The organism is Mucilaginibacter sp. PPCGB 2223 (assembly GCF_001705515.1).
In the GTDB taxonomy this organism is placed as follows: domain Bacteria; phylum Bacteroidota; class Bacteroidia; order Sphingobacteriales; family Sphingobacteriaceae; genus Mucilaginibacter.
Genome location: NZ_MDJS01000002.1, coordinates 395,839 through 418,301 on the forward strand (window position 1 = coordinate 395,839; position 22,463 = coordinate 418,301).

Below are 22,463 nucleotides of genomic sequence, written 5' to 3' on the forward strand. Positions count from 1 at the left end.
GTTACTTTGATACCCAGATCAAAATGAGACGGTTTTTTTTGAAGATGGGGTTGCTGCTATTTATTTCACTTCTCCGCCTACCGCTGTGCGCTGCGGTCTGGCAATGGTCGGTGCCGGTGAGGACAGGGCATCCTGAGCTGCCCAACGCACGTGCTTACTTGTGGATTCCAGAACATTGCAAGCGGGTCAGGGCATTTATATTTGGCCAGAATAACATGGAGGAACAGTCCATTCTGGAGAACGCCTCGTTTCGCGATCAGCTTGCCAGAATGAATATCGCCGAAGTATGGGTGAGTCCTGCATATGATCTCAGCTTCAATTTTGCCCAGGGAGCAGGCAGGATGTTTGATACGCTTATGTGCGATTTAGCTACCGCGTCGGGCTACGAAGAATTGAAAACTGCCCCTTTTATTGGCATCGGTCATTCGGCAGCTGCAAGCGCGCCATACAATATGGCCGTATGGAAGCCCGGGCGGGCGCTTGCAGCATTATCGGTAAGCGGACAATGGCCTTATTTCCGGGATCCTAAATTTGCGCCCGATATATGGGGTAACGGAAATCTTGACTTTATCCCCTGTTTGGAAACGATGGGAGAATACGAGGCAGCGGACAACTGGTCTGCCGAAGGGCTTAAAGAAAGACAATTACATCCTTATTTGCCACTTTCAATGCTTGCGTGCCCCGGTGAAGGGCATTTTGCCGCAACCCAGGATAAAATAAACTTTTTGGCGTTTTACATAAAAAAAGTGATCCGATACCGGCTACCAGGAAGTAAAGGAACATCGGTATTAATTCCTATAGATCCTACTAAAACTGGCTGGCTGGTCGGGAAATGGAGCAGGCACGATCCATCGCCTGTAATGGCTGCACCTGTCAGGAATTATCAAGGTAACAGGGCTGATGCTTTTTGGTTTTTTGACCGCGAGACAGCGTTAAAAGTAGTTGCCTACCAGGAAAAATACCGTCATTTGCAAATTCCATTGATCGGATACCTGCAAGGCGGGAAATTTATACAACAATCTCCAACCCACCAGCAGGTCGAATTGAAGTTTCAGCCTTTACCTGATGGGATTACTTTCCAGGTTCACGCGGCTTTTTATGATACCGTACCGGGAGGTAGCCCGCGACCTGTCATCTGGAGTGAAAAGAAGGAGGGAGAACTGATTAATCATCCGGCAAGAACAGACATTACAATCGGCAGGATAACCGGACCGATAACCCAGCTCGATGAAAATACCTTTCAGGTGAGCCCTCAGCTCGGTTTCTTTCCTAACCCGCATAGTTATGAAGGCTGGTTCGCTGCTGTTTCGCGGTCGGATAATTATTTCAAGCCAGTTGTGCAACAATCACTGCTGCGCATCCCACCGATTAATAAAAGTGGTATCCCGCAGCATATTGATTTTCCAGCCATCGCCGATGTTCCGAGAGGAACAAGATCGGTACATATTTCCGCATCCAGCGACGCCGGGTTGCCGGTAGGGTTTTATATTGCTGAGGGGCCTGCGGAAATCAAAAACGGCTCGATCTGTCTTACTTTAATACCACCTTCCGCCAGATATCCTGTTAAAGTAACGGTGGTTGCCTGGCAATACGGGCATAGTAATGAGCCGAAGATACAAACGGCAGACCCAGTGCTCCGGACTTTCTGGATTAAATGATTCCAATAATCGGCCAGTAGCGCTGAACCGTCATTCTTGCCTGATCGTAGAGTTTCTGACATGTAGTGTTGTAGGCAATTGAATAACTTTAGGGCCGGTTGCTTCCTTGCCTTCCATCTGCTCGAACAGAAGCAGTACAGCCTGGTCGCATATGCGTTCGATAGGTTGAGAAACTGCTGTAATAGGTGGCTTAAACAGGCGAAACAGGTTTGCGTCATCAAATACAACTATACCAAGTTGCCCGGGAATAGTCAGGCCTAAATTTGTTATAGCTTCCAGTCCGGCTTCTGCAAGATAGTTGGTTGTAAAGAACACGGAATCTATCTTAGGGTTGTTTTTGAGGAATTGTTCGATATCAGTGATCGCTTTTTCTTTTTGTTCATGATATTTCACTTTCATGATACTTGGTTCCACGCCTGTGTTTGCCATACAGGAACGATAACCGCGCTCACGCTCTTTCATTTGACTTTGCTCTGAAGTCAATGTGATCATGGCCGTATTTGTATATTTATTGTCGGCAAGATGCTGCATTGCTTTACAGGTACCCATGAAATTATCTACCAGCACACAGTTGATATCCATATCTTCTGTCGGACGGTCGAAAATAACGACCGGGATATGGTCTTGGAGCAGTTCTTCAATATCTTTCTCGATCCCGGGTGAGGGAGCGATGATAAAGCCGTCGACCTGATGGTTACGGAACACCTGAATGAGATCTTTAGTGACCTGGGTGTCGTTGCCGGTGCTCCCATAAATAATACGGTATCCTTTCTGTCCGAAGATCTCTTCAAATTTTCGGGCAATAGATGAAAAAAAAGCATCTGAAATGTCTTCAATGAGCATCCCGATGGTTTTACTTTTTCCGGTCCTTAAACCCTGAGCCATACGATTAGGACGGTAGCCTACCTTTTCAATGTGCTTGAGTACCTTTTTCTGTACCGCTTTACTGATTCCGTTTTCCTCTGCTTTCCCATTCAAAACAAACGAAACTGTTGTTTTGGATACATTCAGTTGTTCGGCAACATCTTTTATGGATAACTTTTTTTTCATTACAGGTAGTGAAATTAATTTGCTGATAGATAATGGATGCAAAATATAAAAAAAGCACGGAATTGGTGAATGCTTTTAGTTCAAATTTCCCGGATAACCGTAAGAAAAAAAGCCATCTTGCAAAGATCAGGAACACCTGAGAGTAGTCTCTGAATAATTCCTGTCAAAATATACTAAACCGATTTTAGGGATTTGACGTGTTTACAGGCGTCATCCTGGCATAAATTGGTTTTAGCCAGGTTAGATATTTCAGTTATACCTGCTTAAATACTAATACTTCGGGGCCATTTAAAAGGCGCTTGATGGCAATATTCATGCAGCAGCGTAAAGGCTTCAATGATTTTTATAGTAAGTAGCTGATTGTTGGCTATTTAAATCGGATTAATGAAATTTTTTTTAAAAATAGAGTATAAAACAAAAGGGATACTGTCTTATCCATGTTACCATGTAGAGATATCCCCCTTTCAGGGTGCGAATCTTAGCTAACCATACCAATAATTTAAACCGAATATTAACCCATAATCGAATGAGAAGATTTTTACTCAATTTCTGCCAGCAATTTGTCCATATCCGAGGGCTAACCCGATTTATCAAAAACTCTTATATGTCAGTTAGCACGATATAAATACAGGTCTCCGTGCGACTTGATTTATGTCTTTGATCGTGTTAAACATGTGAGGTAGGTCAAAGGGTGATAAGAAGACTGAAGACCATTAGGTTGAACCGTTATAAGTAAGGCAATGTTTGCCCTCAGAAACTAACCAATTAATTATGCGTTTTACGACACTTTTATTGTTGACATTTTTAGTACTGCCAGCGTTAAGCTTTGGAACAGGAAAAAATAAGTCTGATTCTAATTTAAGCTCAGAGTTGGATACGACTGCCAGTAAACGGAAGCCTGCCGGGCAGGCAGCAGCGCCCAGGAATTTGAACAAACCAAAGAAACGGGACAGCTTAAAAAAAGCGTCTGCGGTGCTGCTGGATAGTGCTGAAATAACAAAGCTGCCCGGATTTGTATTGCAACAGTATCTGAAAGGACGAGCATCGGGCCTCTATATTGAGGAGCCCACGGGCGAGCCGGGGTCAGTTCAGCATTTTTTTATACGCGGCACTTCGGTGCCTCTCATTTCGGCAAGAAGTGCTTATGAAACACAGCCAACAGTCGTGGTAGATGGCATCCCCGTCATTTCAGAAGATCACCCCTTCGCCTATGATATTCAACAATACGATTTCACGCGGATCGGGCCTGCTACAAATCTACTGGGCAACCTCGACCTGGATAATATCGCATCTATTGAGGTCCTTAAAGATTTTTCAGAATCCGGTAAGTATGGTCCGAGGGCGGCGAATGGAATTATTTACATTACCACGAAAAAGCCGGGCTCTCAAAAGAAGATATCCTTCAATACCTATATTGGCGTGGCAACACCAAATTCGGTAACTACCTTAAACGGTGCATCAGAAAACAACTTCAGAAAGCCCTTTTATACTAAATACGCCACCAAAGATCAAAAGCAAAGTATCGCTCCTTATTTGAGAGATTCTTTGTATAATGTTTATTACGGTCCTTCAAACTGGACCGATCTATATTATAAAAATGCATTGCAATACAATGCGAATATCTCGGTTTCCGGAGGTAATAAAAATACCGCTTTCAGGATCGCCGTTGGTAACGGACGCAGTAGCGGGGTAGCCGATGGCACTGCTCTCACCCGCTTCAATGCTGCTATGGCATTAGATATGCAACCTGCGAAGTGGCTGGATCTGACCATATCCTTTGATGGGACTCAATTATTAAGGGATAGGAACAAGAATTTACGTGACCGCTTTGCCGATGTGCGGTATTTGCCCGATCTGACAAACCCCGTCTCTCCCAATAAATTGTATTACGGTCAGTACCTTAACGAGTATAATAAGTCATTCGACAACAATAAATCCAATATTGCTGATGGATACCTGAACTCTAAACTCACATTTGGCAAATTTACTGTTAACACCCGCTTGGCTGTTGATTACCGTGAAGGATATCGCGATGAGTTTTTTCCGAGTACCTTGCTGGAGACAAATAGTTATGTCGCCAATTATTTCGGGTATGACCAGCGTGTCGTGATAAACAACACTATTTCATACAAAACGGACTGGCGCAAAACGCATTTCCTTGAGCTCGAAGCAGGACAGGATCTCCAAATGGATACTTATCGTTATAACTATGGTTACGCTTATCACGGGACGAGCGATTATATCAAATTGAACATATTCGATAGTCCGACTACGCCAACGCTTGCGTTTTTTTCATATAATCCAACACTCGGGTTTTTAAATACTTTGTCTTACCGGTTTGTTGATCAGACAAAAAATAACCTGGAGTCTTTCTATGCCAACGCCAACTACCGTTATCAGGACAAATATCAGTTTTCTTTGATGTTACGTGCAGATGGGTCTTCCAATCAGCAGCCCACAAGTCGTTGGTTTTATTCGCCCATACTGTCTGCAACGTGGCATATCAAGAATGATTTGCTTAAAGCGAATTCCACAATAAACATGCTCGATGCAAAAGCCAGCTATGGTTTTGCAGGACATGTTCAGCAGGATGATCGTTTCGCCGCAGGCCCGCAATATACCGTAGATATCGGCTATACCAACGAGCCTCGTTTAGGAACGTATACCGGTGATGCAACCTTAAACCGCCCTTATACGGCAGGCTGGGTGGGCTACGGCATACCATGGGCTTATGTTGAACAGTTAAATGCCGGTTTGGATATCGCGCTATGGAAAAACAAATTACAGGCCTCCGTGGATTTTTATTCGCGCACTGATCATAATGAGCTGATCAACGTTCCCGGTTTTGCTGAATATGGATATGCGTCGGCCGTAATGCCGGGGATGAAAATTAATAATACAGGGGTTGATGCAGAGATAACTGCCGAATTACTGCCTGTAAAAAGCAAGCTGAAATGGACATCATCGGTTAATATAAATTATAACCATAATGAATTAAAAGCATTACCGGGAGGGCTGAGCCAGATCGTCATCGGCACCCACCTGCTACGAGTAGGTAATGCCGTGGATCAATATTGGGTATTCCAAAATCAGGGAATATACAACAACTCAGCCGAAGTGCCCCTGAATCCAAATACCGGCAGTCCGATAACTTTTCAAGGCATCCCTTTCCAGGCCGGAGATCCAAAATGGAAGGATAACAACGGCGACTATACGGTTGATAACAACGACAAAGTACTAAAGGGGCATTCGATGCCGGTAGTATCCGGCGGCTTCAATAACGATTTCAGGTACAAGAACTGGGGATTGGCCATTAATATGTATTATAATCTGGGCCGGAACATTGTTAACCAGGATATGGCTAAACGTTTTGATTTTATCAATCAGGAGAGTACAAATAATATCAACGCCGTTAAGGAGATTACTTTTTGGGAGAAGAGGGGAGATTACGGCAGATATCCTATTTACAACCCATGGAGCCCTGTGATACCTTACCGCACAGATCAGGACCTTTTTCTTGAGAATGCTTCCTTTATAAAAATGCGCTCCCTGTCGTTAAGTTATGATCTGACAAGTTTTTTTGCGCGCAAAAAATCCACTATCAGTAAGATGTTGATTTACACAAGTATTAGTAATGTTTTTACGATTACACCGTATACCGGTCGCGATCCTGAACTGGTCGATTATACAGGTTATGATACGGGTTATGGTCAGCCTATCGCCCGTACCTATAGCATAGGTGTTAAAATGGATCTTTAAAAAACCGAAACGTCATTATCAATTCAAAATGAAACTCAGAATCACATTCATTGCCATTTTATGCATGGTAAGCCTATCATGCAACAAGATACTTGATGTGCCATCCACCCGTTTGGTAGGCGAGATCAATATGTGGAACAGCATCGCCGACGCCAGGGCCGGGTTAATGGGCGTATACGGGCTGGCACGTGCGGCGCTTTGTGATAACGATTGTTACTGGCTGTATGGCGACCTGCGCGGGGTTCAGGGGCGTGGCGGCGATTTTAGAAGCACTATCCGGTTAGATCTGAAAGCCATTTCTGAAAACAACCTCACTGCGACTTATCCGGTTGTAGACGCCTTATGCAACTGGCGCAGATTTTATGCAGTGATCAATGCTGCCAACGATTTTTTGGAAAATGCTCCGAATATTTTACAGCGCGACCCGCATTATCTGCCGGCTGATCTGAAGCTTGATATAGCCCATGCCCGCCTGCTGAGAGCGTTTACCTATTTTTACCTCGTCAGGCTATGGGGCGATGTGCCGCTTATTTTGTCCTCACACGACGGACAATTCCCGAATAAACCGCGTGAAAAGCAGCAAACGATATTAGCATTCATTGAATCAGAACTACTGGCCACGATCACAGACCTGCCAACTGTTTACAATGGCACGCAACCCGAAGAATCGCGCGATCCCTGGTATCTGGGAGAATGGGAACCAGCCAAGAAGCATTCCGCGTATGCGATATTGGCACATGTATACGCCTGGGAAGGTAAATATGCAGATGCTGCGAAATGCGCCAAATGGGTACTTGATAATATGAAGTTGCCGGCCTTAGCAATCGGCTATCGTAATCAGACAATGTTCTTTATGAATGTCGATCAGATGCGGCAGATGTTCAGGGGCGAGTTCGGTAATAACCAGTACAATATCCTTTGGGGTTTTGATCATGCGATGATCAACGGCGAGGCGACTAATTCGGGCTGTTTAGAGGAACTGACCTTAGCTGCTCCATATGTAATAAAAAGGTCTTTGCCGGATATCTACGTACCTAAAGACAGTGTTCTGTCAATTTTTAATGAACTTAACGATACCCGCTTCTACCTGGATCCGGCTACAGCAACTCCGAATTCTGACCGGTATTTCGGCGCCTTTGACCGGGCCATCCCTGTTTTTACGAAAGTATTTATTATAAGGGATAATAACCCACCATTAAATACGATCACGGGCCCCGGATCAGACGGGTCGATTACTTCCTATGCCAGTTCCATCGTTTTTTCCAGACCCGAAGATATGGAACTTTTGTTGGCTGAAGCTGATGCTGTTTTGGGCGATGTGGCTAATGCTACGGCCAATTTGAATGCTGCACGGGTCAACCGCGGTTTAACCAATTATGACCCACTCAAGAACGGAAGCCTGATCGATGCCATCTTTACCGAACGGCGGAAAGAACTGATGGGCGAAGGGCAACGGTGGTTTGATCTCATCAGGTATAAAAAAATCAAAAATAATGATCCCGTATTTAATGCGCTGATCCAGAACGGGGGTATATACTGGCCTATTTCAAAGTCATTACTGGCCGAAAACCCGTTACTGGTGCAAAACCCCTATTGGAATAAATAAAAATAAAGAAGATGAAAAAATTAAATTCATTTCGAGGATATGTTTTAGTCTTTCTGGCCCTTACTTGTTTTTTACCAGCCTGTAACAAAGTTAACGGCGACTATGCTTATCAAAATTCGACGGTTCCTTTTGAAGGAACTATTTATGATTACCTCAAAAGCCAGCCGGGTGTATTTGACTCTCTTTTATTCGTGGTAGACAAACTGAAGTTAACAGATACGTTAAAAAATAACAACGTCACCTTATTTGCGTGTACGAATTCAAGTTTCCAGCAGGTAGTCAGTAAATTAAATATCTCAAGGAAGCTTCTGGGTAATCCGCCGGTCTATTTGAACGATATGGCTCCCAATCTGTTGGACAGCATGGTATGCCGATATATTATCCGGGGCAAATATCTGGCTGATTCGCTGGTTTATAGTGACGGGCTGATGCTTAAAGGTGTCCGTTATTCATACCCAATGAACGGAAAACTGAGTAAGGCAAACTCATCCGGCTATGTTGGTGGCGGGCCGGCTAAACTCGTTTTTTCATATACTAAAAGGAGCCTTTTCACCAAGGACTGGGTAACGGCGAATGCAACAGCTATCAATATCACTACCAAAAATGGCGTTATCCATATTTTGGAATCTACGCATCCATTTGGTTTTGGCGAATACATCAAGCCCACATCGTATCCGTTCCAACTCAGTGCGTTCAGGCCTGTAAATTATACGGGGCCATTTCTATTCCCGGCAACGGTAGGGAGCTATACCGTGCTTGAAGCGGAGGATTACGATTCTGGTGGCGAAGGCGTCGCTTATCATGATAATGAAACCAAAAACAATGGGGGTAACTACCGCCCTAACGAAGGCGTAGATATCGACGTCCCTGTTCCGGCGGGTTCCGATGCCGCAGGAGCTTATCCGTCGAGTTATTCTATCGGTTGGACGGTAACCGGGGAATGGACCCTGTACACAGTAAAGGTTCCGAATGACGGAGATTATGTGATTACCACCAGGGCGGGTAACGGCAGTACGGCTACGCCGGTACAAAAGTTCCACATCGAGTTTGATTCCAAGAATGTGACCGGTAGTATGACCTTCCCAAACAACAAAGGGTGGTGGGTATGGCAACTGGTAGCAAGTCCGGTAATCCACCTAACCGCCGGCGTCCATCTTATGCGCTTTTATTGGGAAACTAATGATACTCAGGTAAATAATATGGCTATTAAACGTGTCAATTAAAACATATGAATCTTAAAAAAAATACGATACAAGGCGCGAAAGAACGGTCGGCACGGTTGTCTTTGCTGGCTATTTTAATCGTTATAAGTGCTGCCTCCGGTTGCAAAAAATGGTACGGGGTGCCACCGGATAGTGATTTTTTAAGTGAACAAGCAGATTATACTGTAAGGACATTTTCACCCATTATCGGGCGTACTAATTTATTCAGCGGATCTTTTAACCCGGACGGGTCGACGCTGCCTTTAACTTTCGAGATCATCAACATGCGCGATGCTGGCACCGGTTTGCCCGCAACCCAGCCGTTACAGGTGCAGCCAACTTTAGTATGGACGGCAGCCTATACCGGTCTCGAAAAAAGCATTGCCGAAATCGAAGCCAAGCGCACATTAGAGAATCATCCGTTGTGGGAGGTAAGAAAGTCGGGAGAATTTGTTTTATGGCCGGTAACCACCAACGCCATGCTGCCTAATTTTCAAGGTTCAACCGCCCCGCTGGGTTATTTGTTCGATGTTAAGATCAGCAACAGCGGGGGCAGCAGGATTTTAAAAAACCTGGCTCTTACCCCGTTCAGAGAACGCCCGTACGATCCATCTAACCTAAACGCACTAACCGGAGCACCCGCTGCTGCTACAGATTCTATCCTGCCTACGGTATTGACCGGCATGGTTGGCCTGAACAACAGGCAGCCGCTGAGCAATGGTAATAAGGACGTTTACATCTATTTTAAAAGGACGGGGAACGGTAACTCATTAACTTTTAAATTTTTAGATCCTGCGAAAAATCCGATAGATCCGTCCTTGTTCAACCAAACCAAATGGGCCACGCTGGTTCATGGTTTTAATATGCAAATGACCAACCAGTACGTACGCTATGATGTGGCTTATCCCATACCACTGGTTATGTTACCAACTGCCTATACAACGGCCGATGGTACAAAGGCGGCCGTTGAGTTTAGTTATACCCGTTTGGGTTTCAATGGCATCCGTGAGACGGGAAAGTTAGACTTTAATTTCAGCATATTCAGGCAAGGCGACTGGGAGATAGATTTCCATTTCCGAAACGACAGCCCGAGGTTTCAAAACGAATATTAAATACTTCAATACATTAACAACTACGCAGTATGATCAGAAAAGTATTTTTAATGATGATTCCTATAGTGATCTTATGCCTGCCTGCCCGTTTATTGGCACAGGTAAGATCAGTGGTCATCAAGGGGTCGGTCATCGATCGGGAAACCAACGAAAGCTTAATCGGTGTGACGATTTCCTTATCCGGAAAGAAACTTCAGGGCTTGGGTGCTACTGATAGTAAGGGCAATTTTAAGGTATCAGTTCCCGAAGGCTCTACCCTTGTTTTCAAATATATAGGTTACGCAGAGCTGAAAGTAACCATTAACCCCGGTAAAACAGAGCTAACAGTCGCAATGACTCAAAATGCCTCCATCATGCAAGATGTCGTAATCAGGGGATATCAGGCGAGAAGCCGGGAGGAGACTACCGGTTCCTCTTTTATTGTTACCGGTAAAGAGATACAGGACATACCGGTATCTAATGCCGAAGCTTTGCTCCAGGGAAGAGTGCCTGGCCTGAATGTGCAGGTAAACACAGGGGCCCCGGGTTACAGGGGAACAGTAGCGATCAGGGGTGTTTCGAGTATTGATGTGAGCGGCTCCGGTGATCAGTCCTATTTGACACCTACATCGCCGCTTTACGTTATTGATGGCATACCGGTAGAAGCTGACGCGACGGCCGATTACGGATATAATTCTCCCGGCCCCGGTGTCAGTCCGCTGTCGCTGATACCCGTAGAAGATATAGCCAGCATTGAAGTGTTAAAAGATGTTCAGGCGACCTCTTTATATGGATCCAGAGGCGCATATGGGGTCATCCTTATCACAACGAAAAGAGGTAACTCAGCAAAGCCGCGTTTACGCTATACCTCAAATTATTTTGTGAACACACCACCAAAATTGCGGACAACATTAGGAGGTAAGGCTGAACGCGACGCCAAAATACAAGAGATCCAGGCAATGGGTTCGTATGCTGATTATTTAAGGATATCAGGTACCCCCATCCTGGCCGACAGCTTGAACGCGTTTTACAGGAACTCTACCGATTGGCAAGGGATTTATTATGGAACCACTTACAATACGACCCAGAATGTTAGTATTGATGGCGGCGATAATAAGTTCAACTACAAAGCTAATATCGGATATTACTCAGAAAGCGGGATTATTCAGAATACGGGCTTCGATCGTTATAGTATTAACATGAATGTCGACTATCGTCCTGATGATAAATTACATATCTTTTTTGGTGTTTCGGGCGGTTTAGGAAAGAAAAATAAAGGTAATGGACAAGGGCTGTTTCAGACCGGGGTTGCTACCAATGCAGCAGCTTCGTCATTATTGCCCGGTCCGTCCTTGTTTCAAGAAACAAGTGGCGTTCTGGCCGACCTGACGGTAAAGGATTATAATAATTCTAAAAATATCCGCCCTAACCTGCAGTTAGGTTACCAGCTGTTTAAAGGTCTGAACCTGAGTGCCACAGCGAGCTACGATTATTCTGTAAATACCGAGGAAACGTATACACCAGCTGCCGCAAATAACAACTATTCTGGTGTATATGCCTATAACGACAGAGGCTCGAACCTATATGGGCGAGGAGGGTTCTCCTACACTCACAGTTTTGGTAAAGGCAAGCATAATATTAATCTGAACACGTTCGGAGAGATATATGTAAAAGGTTTTCAAGCAGGTTACATCAGGCAGAAAAATACACCAAATGATCAGTTACAAGGGCCGCTGGGAGCCAATTCCGGCTCGTTCGGCGGTGGCGTTCTTAAAAGCTTTCACGACGAACATACGGTTTCGTATGCCAGCGCTTTTTCTTATGATTTTAAGAAAAAGTACATTATAGATCTGACCTACAGGCTCGACGCTTCCTCTTTGTCGGGCTTTGACAACCCTTTTGCCAAAAACTATTCTGTTGCTACTAAATGGAACTTTAATAAGGAACATTTTTTTGAAAAGCTTAAATGGCTCACTTTTGGCGATATCCGATTAAGTACCGGAAGGAACGTAAAACCATCGGGTAATGTATATTCATTATACGGTACTTATTTTCCTAATGGCAATTATATGGGTAGTTCGAGGGTTGCTATCGATTATACGACTATCCCTAACAGCGTACTCAGGCCCACTACCACGACAGACGTCAACCTGGGCCTGGATCTCGGGTTTTTTGACAGCAAGCTGGAGCTGATATTTGATACCTATTATAAAAGGGTAACCAATCTGCAGCGATCTATTTCTTTGGCGACCACCACCGGTTTTTCTTCGGTATTGAGTAACGATGCCGGCGTGCTTGACTATGGATATGAATTGGCTGTAACGGCCAGACCGCTTTCTAATAAGAGTAAAGTGTTTTGGTCAATAACGGCAAATGGTGCCATTAATAAGGACTTCCTGATACAACTACCCGGTAATAAAAACCTGATCATTGTGGGCGGTTCGACTGTTTTGCAGGTTGGCCGGAATACCCTGTCAAATTATTTATTAAAGACAAAAGGCGTCTATTCTACCGATCAACAGGTACCGGTAGACCCGGTAACAGGGTTGAAGTTGCGTTCCAGCACTAATTCTACTGCCTTTTTTAAAGCAGGCGACCCGATATGGCAGGATGTAAACGGCGATTATGTGATTGATAATAACGATAAACAGGTTACAGGTAATTCGCAGCCTGTGGTTACAGGCGGTTTGAGTTCTGTGCTAACTTATAAAAGCTTTTCTATCAATGTCAATGCGTCGTATACATTCAAGCGGGATATCATCAATGGCGCTTTGTCATCCCGTTTAACGCTGGTAAATAATCCTTTTAATACAAGTGCGATTTTGCCATTAAGCGATCTGAATTATTGGAAACGGCCCGGCGACCAGGCCGTCTATCCGAATCCTTTTGACTACAGCCGTTCTGCTGCGATCAATCCTTTCAGGGCTGATCAGACTTTGTTCCAGGAAAGCGGATCTTATTTTAAGATCAACAGTGTGACCCTGGCTTACTCATTTGATAAGAAATTTATCAGCAGACTGGGGCTGAGCGGTTTGAGGCTGTATTTTTCGGCCAATAATATCATTACATTTTCGCCTTATTCGGGCCCGAACCCTGAAAATGTGACAGCCTTAGGCTACGATGCTTCGGGAGGTTACCCCGTTTCACGGACATATAATGTGGGCCTTAACCTGGATCTTTAACATTAGCGATTTATGAAAAAGAGAATAGCTTGTTTAATAGCAATATTGAGTTTTACCTGCCAGTACAGTTGTAAAAAGTTCCTGAATGTAACACCGTTGGATAAACTGACCGGGGTAACCTTTTGGCAGTCGCAATCTGATATCGAGTCATTCGTGAGCGACCTGTATGCGCAGTTCAGAAATAAGTATACTTCTACCGCTTTTGTGGCCGCAACCGGAGAATTGCGTTCAGGATATATACTCACGGCGACTTCTGCTAATAGCAATACGGGGGGAGAGATCAATATCAGGAAAGTCTATAATCAATTTGCAATCAATAATTTACAACGAAATGCTGCGGGCGTGCTAGATGCGTCGCAGGTATGGAACACATTCAATTCTAACGCAAATTTCGGTACCAGCATCGGATATAATTTTTCGAGTATCACTAAATGGTATGAGTTTTATTCGGTAATACAGGGCGCCAATATTATGTTCGACAGGGTAAATAAGGGCGTTCCGGGTGTCGATGCGCAAACTCAAAAGCGTTATCTGGCCGAAGCTGTTTTTATCCGTTGTCTCGCGTATTTCGTGATGGTCCGCATATATGGTGATGTGACCTATTACACCGCTCCTTACCAGCAAGCCCCGCTTCCCCGCGAAAATATGGTATCTGTGATCAATAAGTGCATCGCAGATCTGAAAGCGTATAAAGATAACCTTTACCTCGTCTATCCCGACCCTACCTTTTTAGCCATCAGAGCTACACGGGGTGCGGCCGACGACTTGCTGATGAATATGGACATGTGGAATGCCGGTTTTGATAAAGCAAATCAGAACGCTTATTACCAGGATGCCGCCGGCCTTGGTGACGAGCTGATAAAAAGTAATGTTTATCAATTATTACCCATAGAAAATTTTGACCAGGTAATGCGGGGGAGAAGTACCGAAGGTATTTTTGAGTTTGACCAAAGTATCAACTATGAAGGCCAGCCAAATCCCCGGGCGTTTTTTGGAGAAATGATGTTGAGATATCCTAATAAAGGGGTAGCCTCAGATAATAATTCCAGTCATGCCTATTTTCAGGCGGCTTATTTACAGCGTTTGTATCCGGCTGGCGTCGCAGATAAGAGGGCGACGCTATGGTTCGATAGTTATATGCTTAGTGAGAACGGGAATTTTCAGCTCCTTAAGTTTAAGGGTAATATAGTTTCAGGGGCCACCGGGATATTTGCCGTTCCGGAATGGGGACTCATCATCTTCAGGTATGCCGAAGCCATTTTACTTCGTGCAGAAGCTCTTGCGGATCTGGGCATAGACAGCGATGCAGCTGCCATGCTCAATATGATTCGTCAACGTGCCGGCGCTCCTAATTATGCCGGAGCTGGCGGAAAAGACCTCAAAGACGCCATTTTTAATGAAAGATGTAAGGAACTGATGGGTGAAGGGCATTTATATTTTGACCTGATCCGCACAGGCAGGATACTGGACCCCGCCTGGACTGCCGACCCTCTAACACAAGACCAATTTGACAGAGGGGGATGGACATGGCCGATCGATAATTCTGCCTTGTTAAATAACCCTTACATGAGACTTAACCAATACTGGCAATAATAAAAAGAGAAGAACATGACGCTATCAAAACTATACAATATCTCCAAATTAAGTATCGTCCTCGCGTTCTTAGTGCTTGTTTTTAGCTGTAATAAAGACAAATACTACGTAGACGGAGGCGTATCGGACCCGAATTACCCAGGTAATATGCTTCAATATTTGCAGGCGAAGACATTTTATTTTGACACGCTCGCTAAGGTCATCAAGATCGCGGGTTTGGAGCAAAATTTTCAGCAAGATGATATGACATTTTTTGCGCCAACTAATCATTCTATTAAAAGAATATTGATCAGTACCAACAAAATGCTTTATCAGGCCGGTAAAGATACTGTTTTGCGATTGGACGAGATCAGCCCGGAAATATGGCGCAAGTATCTGATGCGGTATATGTTTAAAGGTTCGAACCGGTTGAAGGACTATCCGCAGTTAGACGTTAGCCTTTTAAACCTTTATCCCGGCCAGGATTTTTACTCGTACAACAACACCATCCTGAACATAGGCGTCATTTATGATGATGTTAACGGCATAAAATACGGTGGTTACAGGCACCTCGCGATCTCGTATATCCAAAATCTTAACAACCCTAACTATTACCCGACCTGGATCAGAAACGATATTGCCTCATCCGACATTAAACCGACAAACGGAGTGGTGCACACCCTGAATGATTATACTACGTTCGGCTTCAATAATGATTTTGTAACAGATGTTTTTGCTACCCGATAAAGTTAACACCAAACGCATATCATGAATATCTCCAAAAAAAAATATAGACGGTCGACTCAGGGTCGGGATCGTTTTTACCATGTAATAATACTGGCACTAACCATCCTGCTGGGTATGAATAGCTGCAAAAAGAATCAGGCTTTTGATAATCCGTACGCAGGGGGTAAACCTGCGCTTGGCATACAGCTGAGCTTGCTCACAGCGCCGAACCCTCAGCAAGGTGCCCCGGGTACTATTGTGACTTTTGCAGCTACGGGTCTTGTAGCTTATAAAGATCAATTATCTTTTTTATTCAACGGAACAAAAGCAGAGGTCGTTAGCATAGACGATGCTTCGATAACAGTAAAAGTACCGGTAAATTCAAGCACCGGTATTACCACTTTGATTATTGGCGACCAGGTTTTTTTCGGCCCGCGTTTCAAGGTGCTTGGAAAAATTAGTGTCGACCCTGCATTTGCGGTACTCAACGGTGCCAACGGTGCTGTGAATAATGCCTATCAAATGTCTGACGGGCGCTACTTATTGGTTGGAGCTTTTACGGATTACGACACAAAAGGCATCATTTCGCCGATACGCCGTATTGTACGCAGCTTTAAAGACGGGCCTTGCGATCTGTCATTTACATCCGGTGGCGCCGACGGGCCATTGAACAGTATTGTGGTTACGTCTACAAACATGTTTGTTGCGGGTAGCTTCGGAAGTTTCTTTTTCAATAACGGTAAATCGACGTTGACCAATATGAGCAACATTACGCGTCTTAATGTCAACGGATTTGCCGATTCTATACAGGTACCTGTTATCAACTCCACGAAGAAAAAGGGGGTCCCGGCTTTCTTTGGAGGAACTAGTGGATCTATTACTAAATTACTCAATTTTCAAAATAGGCTGATTGCGATAGGTAATTTCCGGTACTATCTCAAACGCAGGTATGATCAGGTTTATACGAACAGGATACAGGTCGACACTATTCCGGCGTTTCAAGTGGTCGGATTTAATTTTGATGGCTCCATCGACTCAACTTATCGGTTCGACCTATCGACGCACAGGGGCGGCCTCGGCGGTAACGGCTCGGTAACGGATGGTGTGTTACAACCGGACGGTAAGCTTATCCTGGTAGGAAATTTTGTGAAATTTGATAGTATCCCCGCTGTTCGCATCGTTCGTTTAAATACCAATGGTTCGATCGACCAAACGTTTAAAAGCGGTGCGGGTACTGACAGGGCAATCAACTCAATCAGTTATAGCCCCGTAACCAACAAGTTTTTGATTACAGGCGCGTTCACTACGTATGATGGGCAGGATGCCAAAGGTATCGCGATGTTAAATGCAGATGGCTCGCTCTACACCACCTTTGTTTCAAAAGGGTTTACCCCGCAGGGGCTGCCTACGTTTGCCAGGCAATTGTCAAACGGACTTATACTGGTTAACGGCGGTTTTACAACCTATAACAACGTACGGCGGGCCGGCTTAATGATCTTAACCCCGACTGGGGACCTGGCAACAGATTATAACTCCCTTGGTGATTTCACAGGGTCGATCAAAGACATCAGCGAATCAATAAATTCTTCCGGAAAGCTGACGGTTTTACTAATGGGCAGTTTTAGTCAGATAGACGGAGTTCCGGTCAACAATATTTCGAGAATAGTATTCGAGCCATAAATCTGTCATTAAAGTAAATAAAAGTATTATATGAAAAATCAAAGAAACGTAGCCCTGTTTTTTCTGACACTGGTTGGGCTGGTGGCTGCATGCAGTAAACCATTTGACAGGATGTTGTCTAACGCGAGCTATTCAGATACCACCAAGTCGGTAAGTAAAACGCCGAAGGTGCTTTACCTGATAGTTGACGGAGCCAGGGGATGGTCGGTACGCGATGCAGGCACTACCAATATCGCCGCTTTAACAAATAATGCTATTTATTCGTGGTATTCTGTCAGCGATAGTTTAGCCAATGACGGTAATGGGTGGGCCGACCTGCTCACCGGCGTGACCAAGGCGAAACACAAAGTTATCGACAACACTTTCAACGGTAATAATCTTAACCAATATCCTACCATTTTTAGACGAATAAGGGACCAAAAACCCGACACCAGGATAGCCATGTTTGCCGCCTCGCCTATTTTCAATGCCAATTTTTCGGCTAATACTGATCAGAGCCAGCTGTTTGCCAACGACGCGGCAGTAGCAACAGGGATCATTGGCGAACTTGGGAATGATGCGGCTTCATTGATCGTGGGTGAATTTAATGGCGTGAACGCGGCAGGCATGCAATATGGTTACGACAACTCCTTTCCGCAATATAAAAATGCAATTTTGCAATTTGATCAGTACCTCGGCCAGATCATGACGGCATTGAAAGCGAGAAAAACCTACGCCAAAGAAAACTGGCTCGTGGTCGTGACATCAAACCATGGCGGACCGGCGTCTATCCCGGCAGCTCAAAATGATGGCACCGTGTTCAGTTATACACCGGTAAGCACATTTACCATTATTTATAATGCATCTTATCAGCCTAAACTCATCGATAAGCCCTTCACCGGGAATAAATATATAGGCAACTTCCTGCACTTATATTCGACAGCGAATAACGATGTAAATTCTGTATTTGCTAAAGTTAAAAACAATAATGCCATTTATAATTTGGGTGATACTTCTTCTTTTACCATCGAGTTTAAGGTGAAAAAGAGCATCAGGGCCGGAGTATATAGTTATAATTGGCCAATCATATTGTCAAAAAAGGATACATCGCTTACGGTACGTACCGGGCGAGGGTGGAGTCTCGCAATAGAGATCAATACATGGCGCTTGCTTTTATATAATGCAAACAATGTGAGCTTTGCCATTAACGGTGGCAACCTTTTGGATGGCAACTGGCATAGCTGTGCGGTAGTAATAACCAATAAGAATTTTAACAGAGTAGTGCGAATGTACCAGGATGGATTATTGGTTGGTTCAGAAACTGTTATACCGGCAACTATCGGTAACATAGACAATAGTGCACCACTTAGAATGGGGTACATTAAAACAGATAATACCAATACTTTCGATGGTTATTTAAGCGATATCCGGATATGGAAAGTTGCCGTGCCAGACGCGGTGATTGCACAATATGCCTGCAATACTACAATTGACAAAAGTCATCCGTATTGGAATTATATTATAGGTTACTGGCCTGGAAATGATGGAAGCGGGCTGGTAATTAAGGATTTAAGCCCTGCAAATAATAATTTTAATATTTCCGTCGGTACAACTACCACCCTGCAATGGAATAGCTTGAGCGATATTATTTGCCCGCCTTCTACAGCCTTTTTATCAACGTTGGTGCCCCGCAATGTCGACCTACCGAGGCAAATATTGAGCTGGTTCACGATTTCGCCTCCTGATAACTGGCTGCTGGATGGCCGGGTGTGGTTAAATTAATCGGTCATAGCGTTTTTTCGCCGCCATCAAAATACGGAACCGGCATCCTTCATTTTGTCATTGGAAGGCTGATTCCCAAAAACCGGGCCGGAGGTACTTTTAAACGTTGCCCGGTGCGATTGATTTGCGAACAAAGGGGAAATGTACATTGATATTTCCCCTTTGTTTTTTTCCTTTAATTGTATGTTAGTCTGCATGCCGGGGTCAAACGAAGTGTTTAATTAGGGGGCTGGCGCGTATTCCGTCAAAGCACAGGTTTTTAGGATACATCTAAAACAACCTGTTTGCGCAGTTCAACCGTTTTTGCCCTTCTTATAGTGCGGTTCTTCGTTTAGGTACTGCCCAAAACACAGGCATTCGCTGACAATGGCCGGTTTCTCTTATCCGGGTAACCCGGCCTGCAGGTTACCCAGCCCGCTGGTGCCAGATATTACTTTCAGTAAATCCATCATCTCATAATTTTTCATGGTTATCGACAGGTAATAATTAGGCGTAGAACCCGGCAGGTATTCCAATGTGTATTGCTCTCCTGTTGTGGCCTGAGAGGCCTAAATTATTACAAATCAGGCCACCGCAGTGAATTCTGATACTGCAAGGTATTACCTCCCCGCAGGATGGTTTATTACTTGCCGCCAGGTACGATCCGGTAACTTTTCCCCTTTTCTGTGTTAAAGACGAGTACATAACCTTTACCGCTTGCCTTAGATATACCTGCACCATCAATTTTAACCGGCGTATTCACGCGTAGCCGGCAAACTCCTCCGGTTAAAGCGGTAATGGTGCCGCCTGTTAAGCGATTATTGTTCCATGCGATGCTGACTTCAAAGTTACCCCTCGCTTTCAGCCCTTTTACTATGCCGCTCTTCCAGGCATCGGGTAGCGCAGGCAGCAAGTAAATTTCCTGCCCCTGACTCTGCAACAGCATTTCCGCTATTCCGGCAGCAGCGCCAAAATTTCCATCGATCTGAAAGGGGGGATGCGCATCGAACATGTTGGCATAGGTACCGCCGCCCTTGGCATAATTGCCGCCTTCCTCGCCGGTCAGACGCAGCAGATCGCGGATCAACAGATGCGCATGATTACCGTCCAGCAGCCGAGCCCAAAAATTGATCTTCCAGGCCTTGCTCCATCCGGTGCCCTCATCTCCTCTGATCTCCAACGTTTTTTTTGCCGCCTGTGCCAGGTCCGGTGTTGTTAGCGGTGAGATTTGCTCACCAGGATATAAGCCAAATAAATGAGAAACATGCCGGTGGTGCGGATCGGTTTCTCCAAAGTCCTTAAACCATTCGACGAGATTACCTTGTCTGCCGATTTGGAAGGGATACAGTTTCGGCAGCATTTCTGCAACAGAATCCCTCAGTTTGTCGTTTTGATGCAACAGGTCAGCGGCTTTCAAATAATGGGTGAACAGATCGCGGATGATGGACATGTCCATCGTGCTGGCCATCGCGATCGAGCCGCGTTTGCCGTTCTCATCCTTGAAGGAGTTCTCCGGAGAGCCGGATGGCGCTGTTACCCAGTAGCCACTCTTGTCTTTGACCAGCCACCCCAGCGAAAAGACGACTGCCCCACGCATCAGCGGATAGGCGCTGGTTTTAAGGAATTCTTTATTCTGGGTGAACAGGTAGTGATCCCACAAATGGCGGCAAAGCCAGTTTGCGCCCATAGCCCAGTTAGCCCACATCGGGTTGCCGGAGCCCTCACCAACCGGGTTTGAAAGTGCCCAGATATCACTGTTGTGATGCACAACCCAGCCATCGAGCCCGTAAAACTCCCTGGCGGTCCGATGTCCGGTTACCGCGAGTTCTCTCGTGAGGTCCAGCAGGGGTTGGTGCAATTCGGATAAGTTTGTTGTTTCCGCAGGCCAGTAATTCATCTGCACGTTAATGTTTGTCGTAAAGTTGGAGCTCCAGGGCGCTCGCATCATGTTATTCCAAATTCCCTGCAGGTTAGCGGGTGTGCCCCCTTGTCGGGAACTGGAAATCAACAGATAACGGCCATATTGAAAATACAGTGCTTCCAGCCCGGCATCTTCGTTTCCATTGGAATAAGCTGCCAGCCGCTGATCCGTCGGCAAGGTGGCGCCCTGGTCAGGCATACCACCGTATAACGTTAAGGACATCCTGTTGAAATATTGCTGATAATCCGCAATATGCCGCTTTAGTAATTCTTCATAGCTTTTTGCCTGGGCGTTCCTTAGGTATTGTCCGGCCAGTTTCAGCTCGTCACGGCCTTCGGTTACGGGGCAGTGATCAAAGCCGTTGAAGCTTGTTGCTGCGGAAAGCAGAATGAGTACGTCCGTCGCATTGCTGATCGCTATACCTGAGGAATCGATCGTGCTTGTACCCCCGTTTTGTATGGCCCTGGTTAAAAGCACATAGCGCATGCCTTTACAAGCCGTTGCCGAACTGTCGTAAACGACCGGATCTGGTTTTCGGATATAATTAGGCTCAACGTGCGCCGGCGCATTGCCGCTTAATACCAGTACGCTGTCGGATCTGACTGAGTTGCGGTAATGCAAGGCACTATGGGCACCGATCTTCATCGTTAACGCATGTGGTTTATCTGCGGTCAAACGAATGACGATCACCTGGTCGGGTGCAGAGGAAAATATTTCGCGGGTAAAGTGTACACCGTTGGCTACGAACTGCGTTTTCGATACAGCGGTTGCGATATCAAGATCACGGTAATATGCTGCGGGTTCTTCCCGAACGAGGTCTTGCTTGATCCGGAGATCGGCTAACGGCAGATAGCTCTCTGAGTATACACCCTGCATCTTCTTGCTGAGCAGTTCGGCTTTTTGATAATCGCCTGCAAAAACGGCATTCCGCACTTCGGCCAGATATTTGGCCGCATCCGGATTAACTGATTTGCTTACCGGCCCTCCAGACCATAAAGTACTTTCGTTAAGCTGGATCAACTCATCTGCGGTTTTTCCGAAGATCATTCCGCCCAAACGGCCGTTTCCAACGGGCAGGGCCTGTGTCCAGAGTCTGGCCGGTTGCTTGTACCACAATTTCAGCGTTGACTGAGCCGCAACGGCGAAGGGCAGGCATAACATTAAAAATATAAGTTTTCTCATCTGATAAATGGTTGTCTTTGTTCGTTTTATTGAAGCGTCGCGGATCCCTGGCTGCTGTATTGTTTAGGATTGATACATTTTTCGCTTCGTAAGT

At 45.2% G+C, this 22,463-nt stretch carries 13 protein-coding genes; 10 read left to right on the plus strand and 3 right to left on the minus strand.

Annotated elements, in window-relative coordinates:
* Positions 1–23 precede the first annotated feature (23 nt).
* Positions 24–1,658, plus strand: a complete 1,635-nt coding sequence (locus BEL04_RS12300; RefSeq protein ID WP_066004210.1) for a hypothetical protein — start codon at positions 24–26, stop codon at positions 1,656–1,658.
* A gap of 30 nt (positions 1,659–1,688) precedes the next feature.
* On the opposite strand, the gene BEL04_RS12305 is transcribed toward BEL04_RS12300, so the two are convergent.
* Positions 1,689–2,708 (minus strand): LacI family DNA-binding transcriptional regulator, encoded by a 1,020-nt coding sequence (locus BEL04_RS12305; protein WP_066004211.1) that lies wholly within the window; start codon positions 2,706–2,708, stop codon positions 1,689–1,691.
* An 870-nt stretch (positions 2,709–3,578) separates the two neighbouring features.
* Here BEL04_RS12305 and BEL04_RS12310 point away from each other — a divergent pair.
* Genes BEL04_RS12310 through BEL04_RS12350 form a run of 9 tightly spaced genes read left to right on the plus strand, consistent with a single transcriptional unit; the run spans position 3,579 to position 19,287 of the window.
* Positions 3,579–6,467 (plus strand): SusC/RagA family TonB-linked outer membrane protein, encoded by a 2,889-nt coding sequence (locus BEL04_RS12310; RefSeq protein WP_175404071.1) that lies wholly within the window; start codon positions 3,579–3,581, stop codon positions 6,465–6,467.
* A gap of 28 nt (positions 6,468–6,495) precedes the next feature.
* Positions 6,496–8,073 (plus strand): RagB/SusD family nutrient uptake outer membrane protein, encoded by a 1,578-nt coding sequence (locus BEL04_RS12315; RefSeq protein WP_066004216.1) that lies wholly within the window; start codon positions 6,496–6,498, stop codon positions 8,071–8,073.
* An 11-nt stretch (positions 8,074–8,084) separates the two neighbouring features.
* Positions 8,085–9,296, plus strand: coding sequence for a carbohydrate-binding protein (locus tag BEL04_RS12320; protein WP_066004217.1), 1,212 nt, complete (start codon positions 8,085–8,087; stop codon positions 9,294–9,296).
* Between the two features lie 5 nt (positions 9,297–9,301).
* A complete protein-coding gene (locus BEL04_RS12325; RefSeq protein WP_066004219.1) occupies positions 9,302–10,387 on the plus strand; it encodes a DUF5007 domain-containing protein in 1,086 nt (361 codons plus the stop codon).
* Positions 10,388–10,437: 50 nt separating this feature from the next.
* Positions 10,438–13,548: a SusC/RagA family TonB-linked outer membrane protein gene (locus BEL04_RS12330; protein WP_066005249.1), complete on the plus strand. Its 3,111-nt coding sequence runs from the start codon at positions 10,438–10,440 to the stop codon at positions 13,546–13,548.
* Between the two features lie 12 nt (positions 13,549–13,560).
* Positions 13,561–15,141, plus strand: a complete 1,581-nt coding sequence (locus BEL04_RS12335) for a RagB/SusD family nutrient uptake outer membrane protein (protein WP_066004221.1) — start codon at positions 13,561–13,563, stop codon at positions 15,139–15,141.
* A 15-nt stretch (positions 15,142–15,156) separates the two neighbouring features.
* Entirely contained in the window at positions 15,157–15,867 is a 711-nt protein-coding gene (locus tag BEL04_RS12340) for a fasciclin domain-containing protein (RefSeq protein ID WP_066004222.1), read from the plus strand.
* Between the two features lie 21 nt (positions 15,868–15,888).
* Entirely contained in the window at positions 15,889–17,526 is a 1,638-nt protein-coding gene (locus tag BEL04_RS12345; RefSeq protein ID WP_066004223.1) for a DUF5008 domain-containing protein, read from the plus strand.
* A gap of 30 nt (positions 17,527–17,556) precedes the next feature.
* Positions 17,557–19,287 carry a LamG-like jellyroll fold domain-containing protein gene (locus BEL04_RS12350; RefSeq protein ID WP_066004228.1) on the plus strand — a complete coding sequence of 577 codons (1,731 nt, stop codon included), beginning with the start codon at positions 17,557–17,559 and terminating at the stop codon, positions 19,285–19,287.
* Between the two features lie 380 nt (positions 19,288–19,667).
* Here BEL04_RS12350 and BEL04_RS24700 read toward each other — a convergent pair whose 3' ends face one another.
* Both BEL04_RS24700 and BEL04_RS12355 read right to left on the minus strand, forming a co-directional pair.
* Entirely contained in the window at positions 19,668–19,802 is a 135-nt protein-coding gene (locus BEL04_RS24700) for a hypothetical protein (RefSeq protein WP_256389402.1), read from the minus strand.
* 107 nt (positions 19,803–19,909) lie between these two features.
* Positions 19,910–22,369, minus strand: coding sequence for a glycoside hydrolase N-terminal domain-containing protein (locus BEL04_RS12355; protein WP_066004230.1), 2,460 nt, complete (start codon positions 22,367–22,369; stop codon positions 19,910–19,912).
* Between the last annotated feature and the right edge of the window lie 94 nt (positions 22,370–22,463).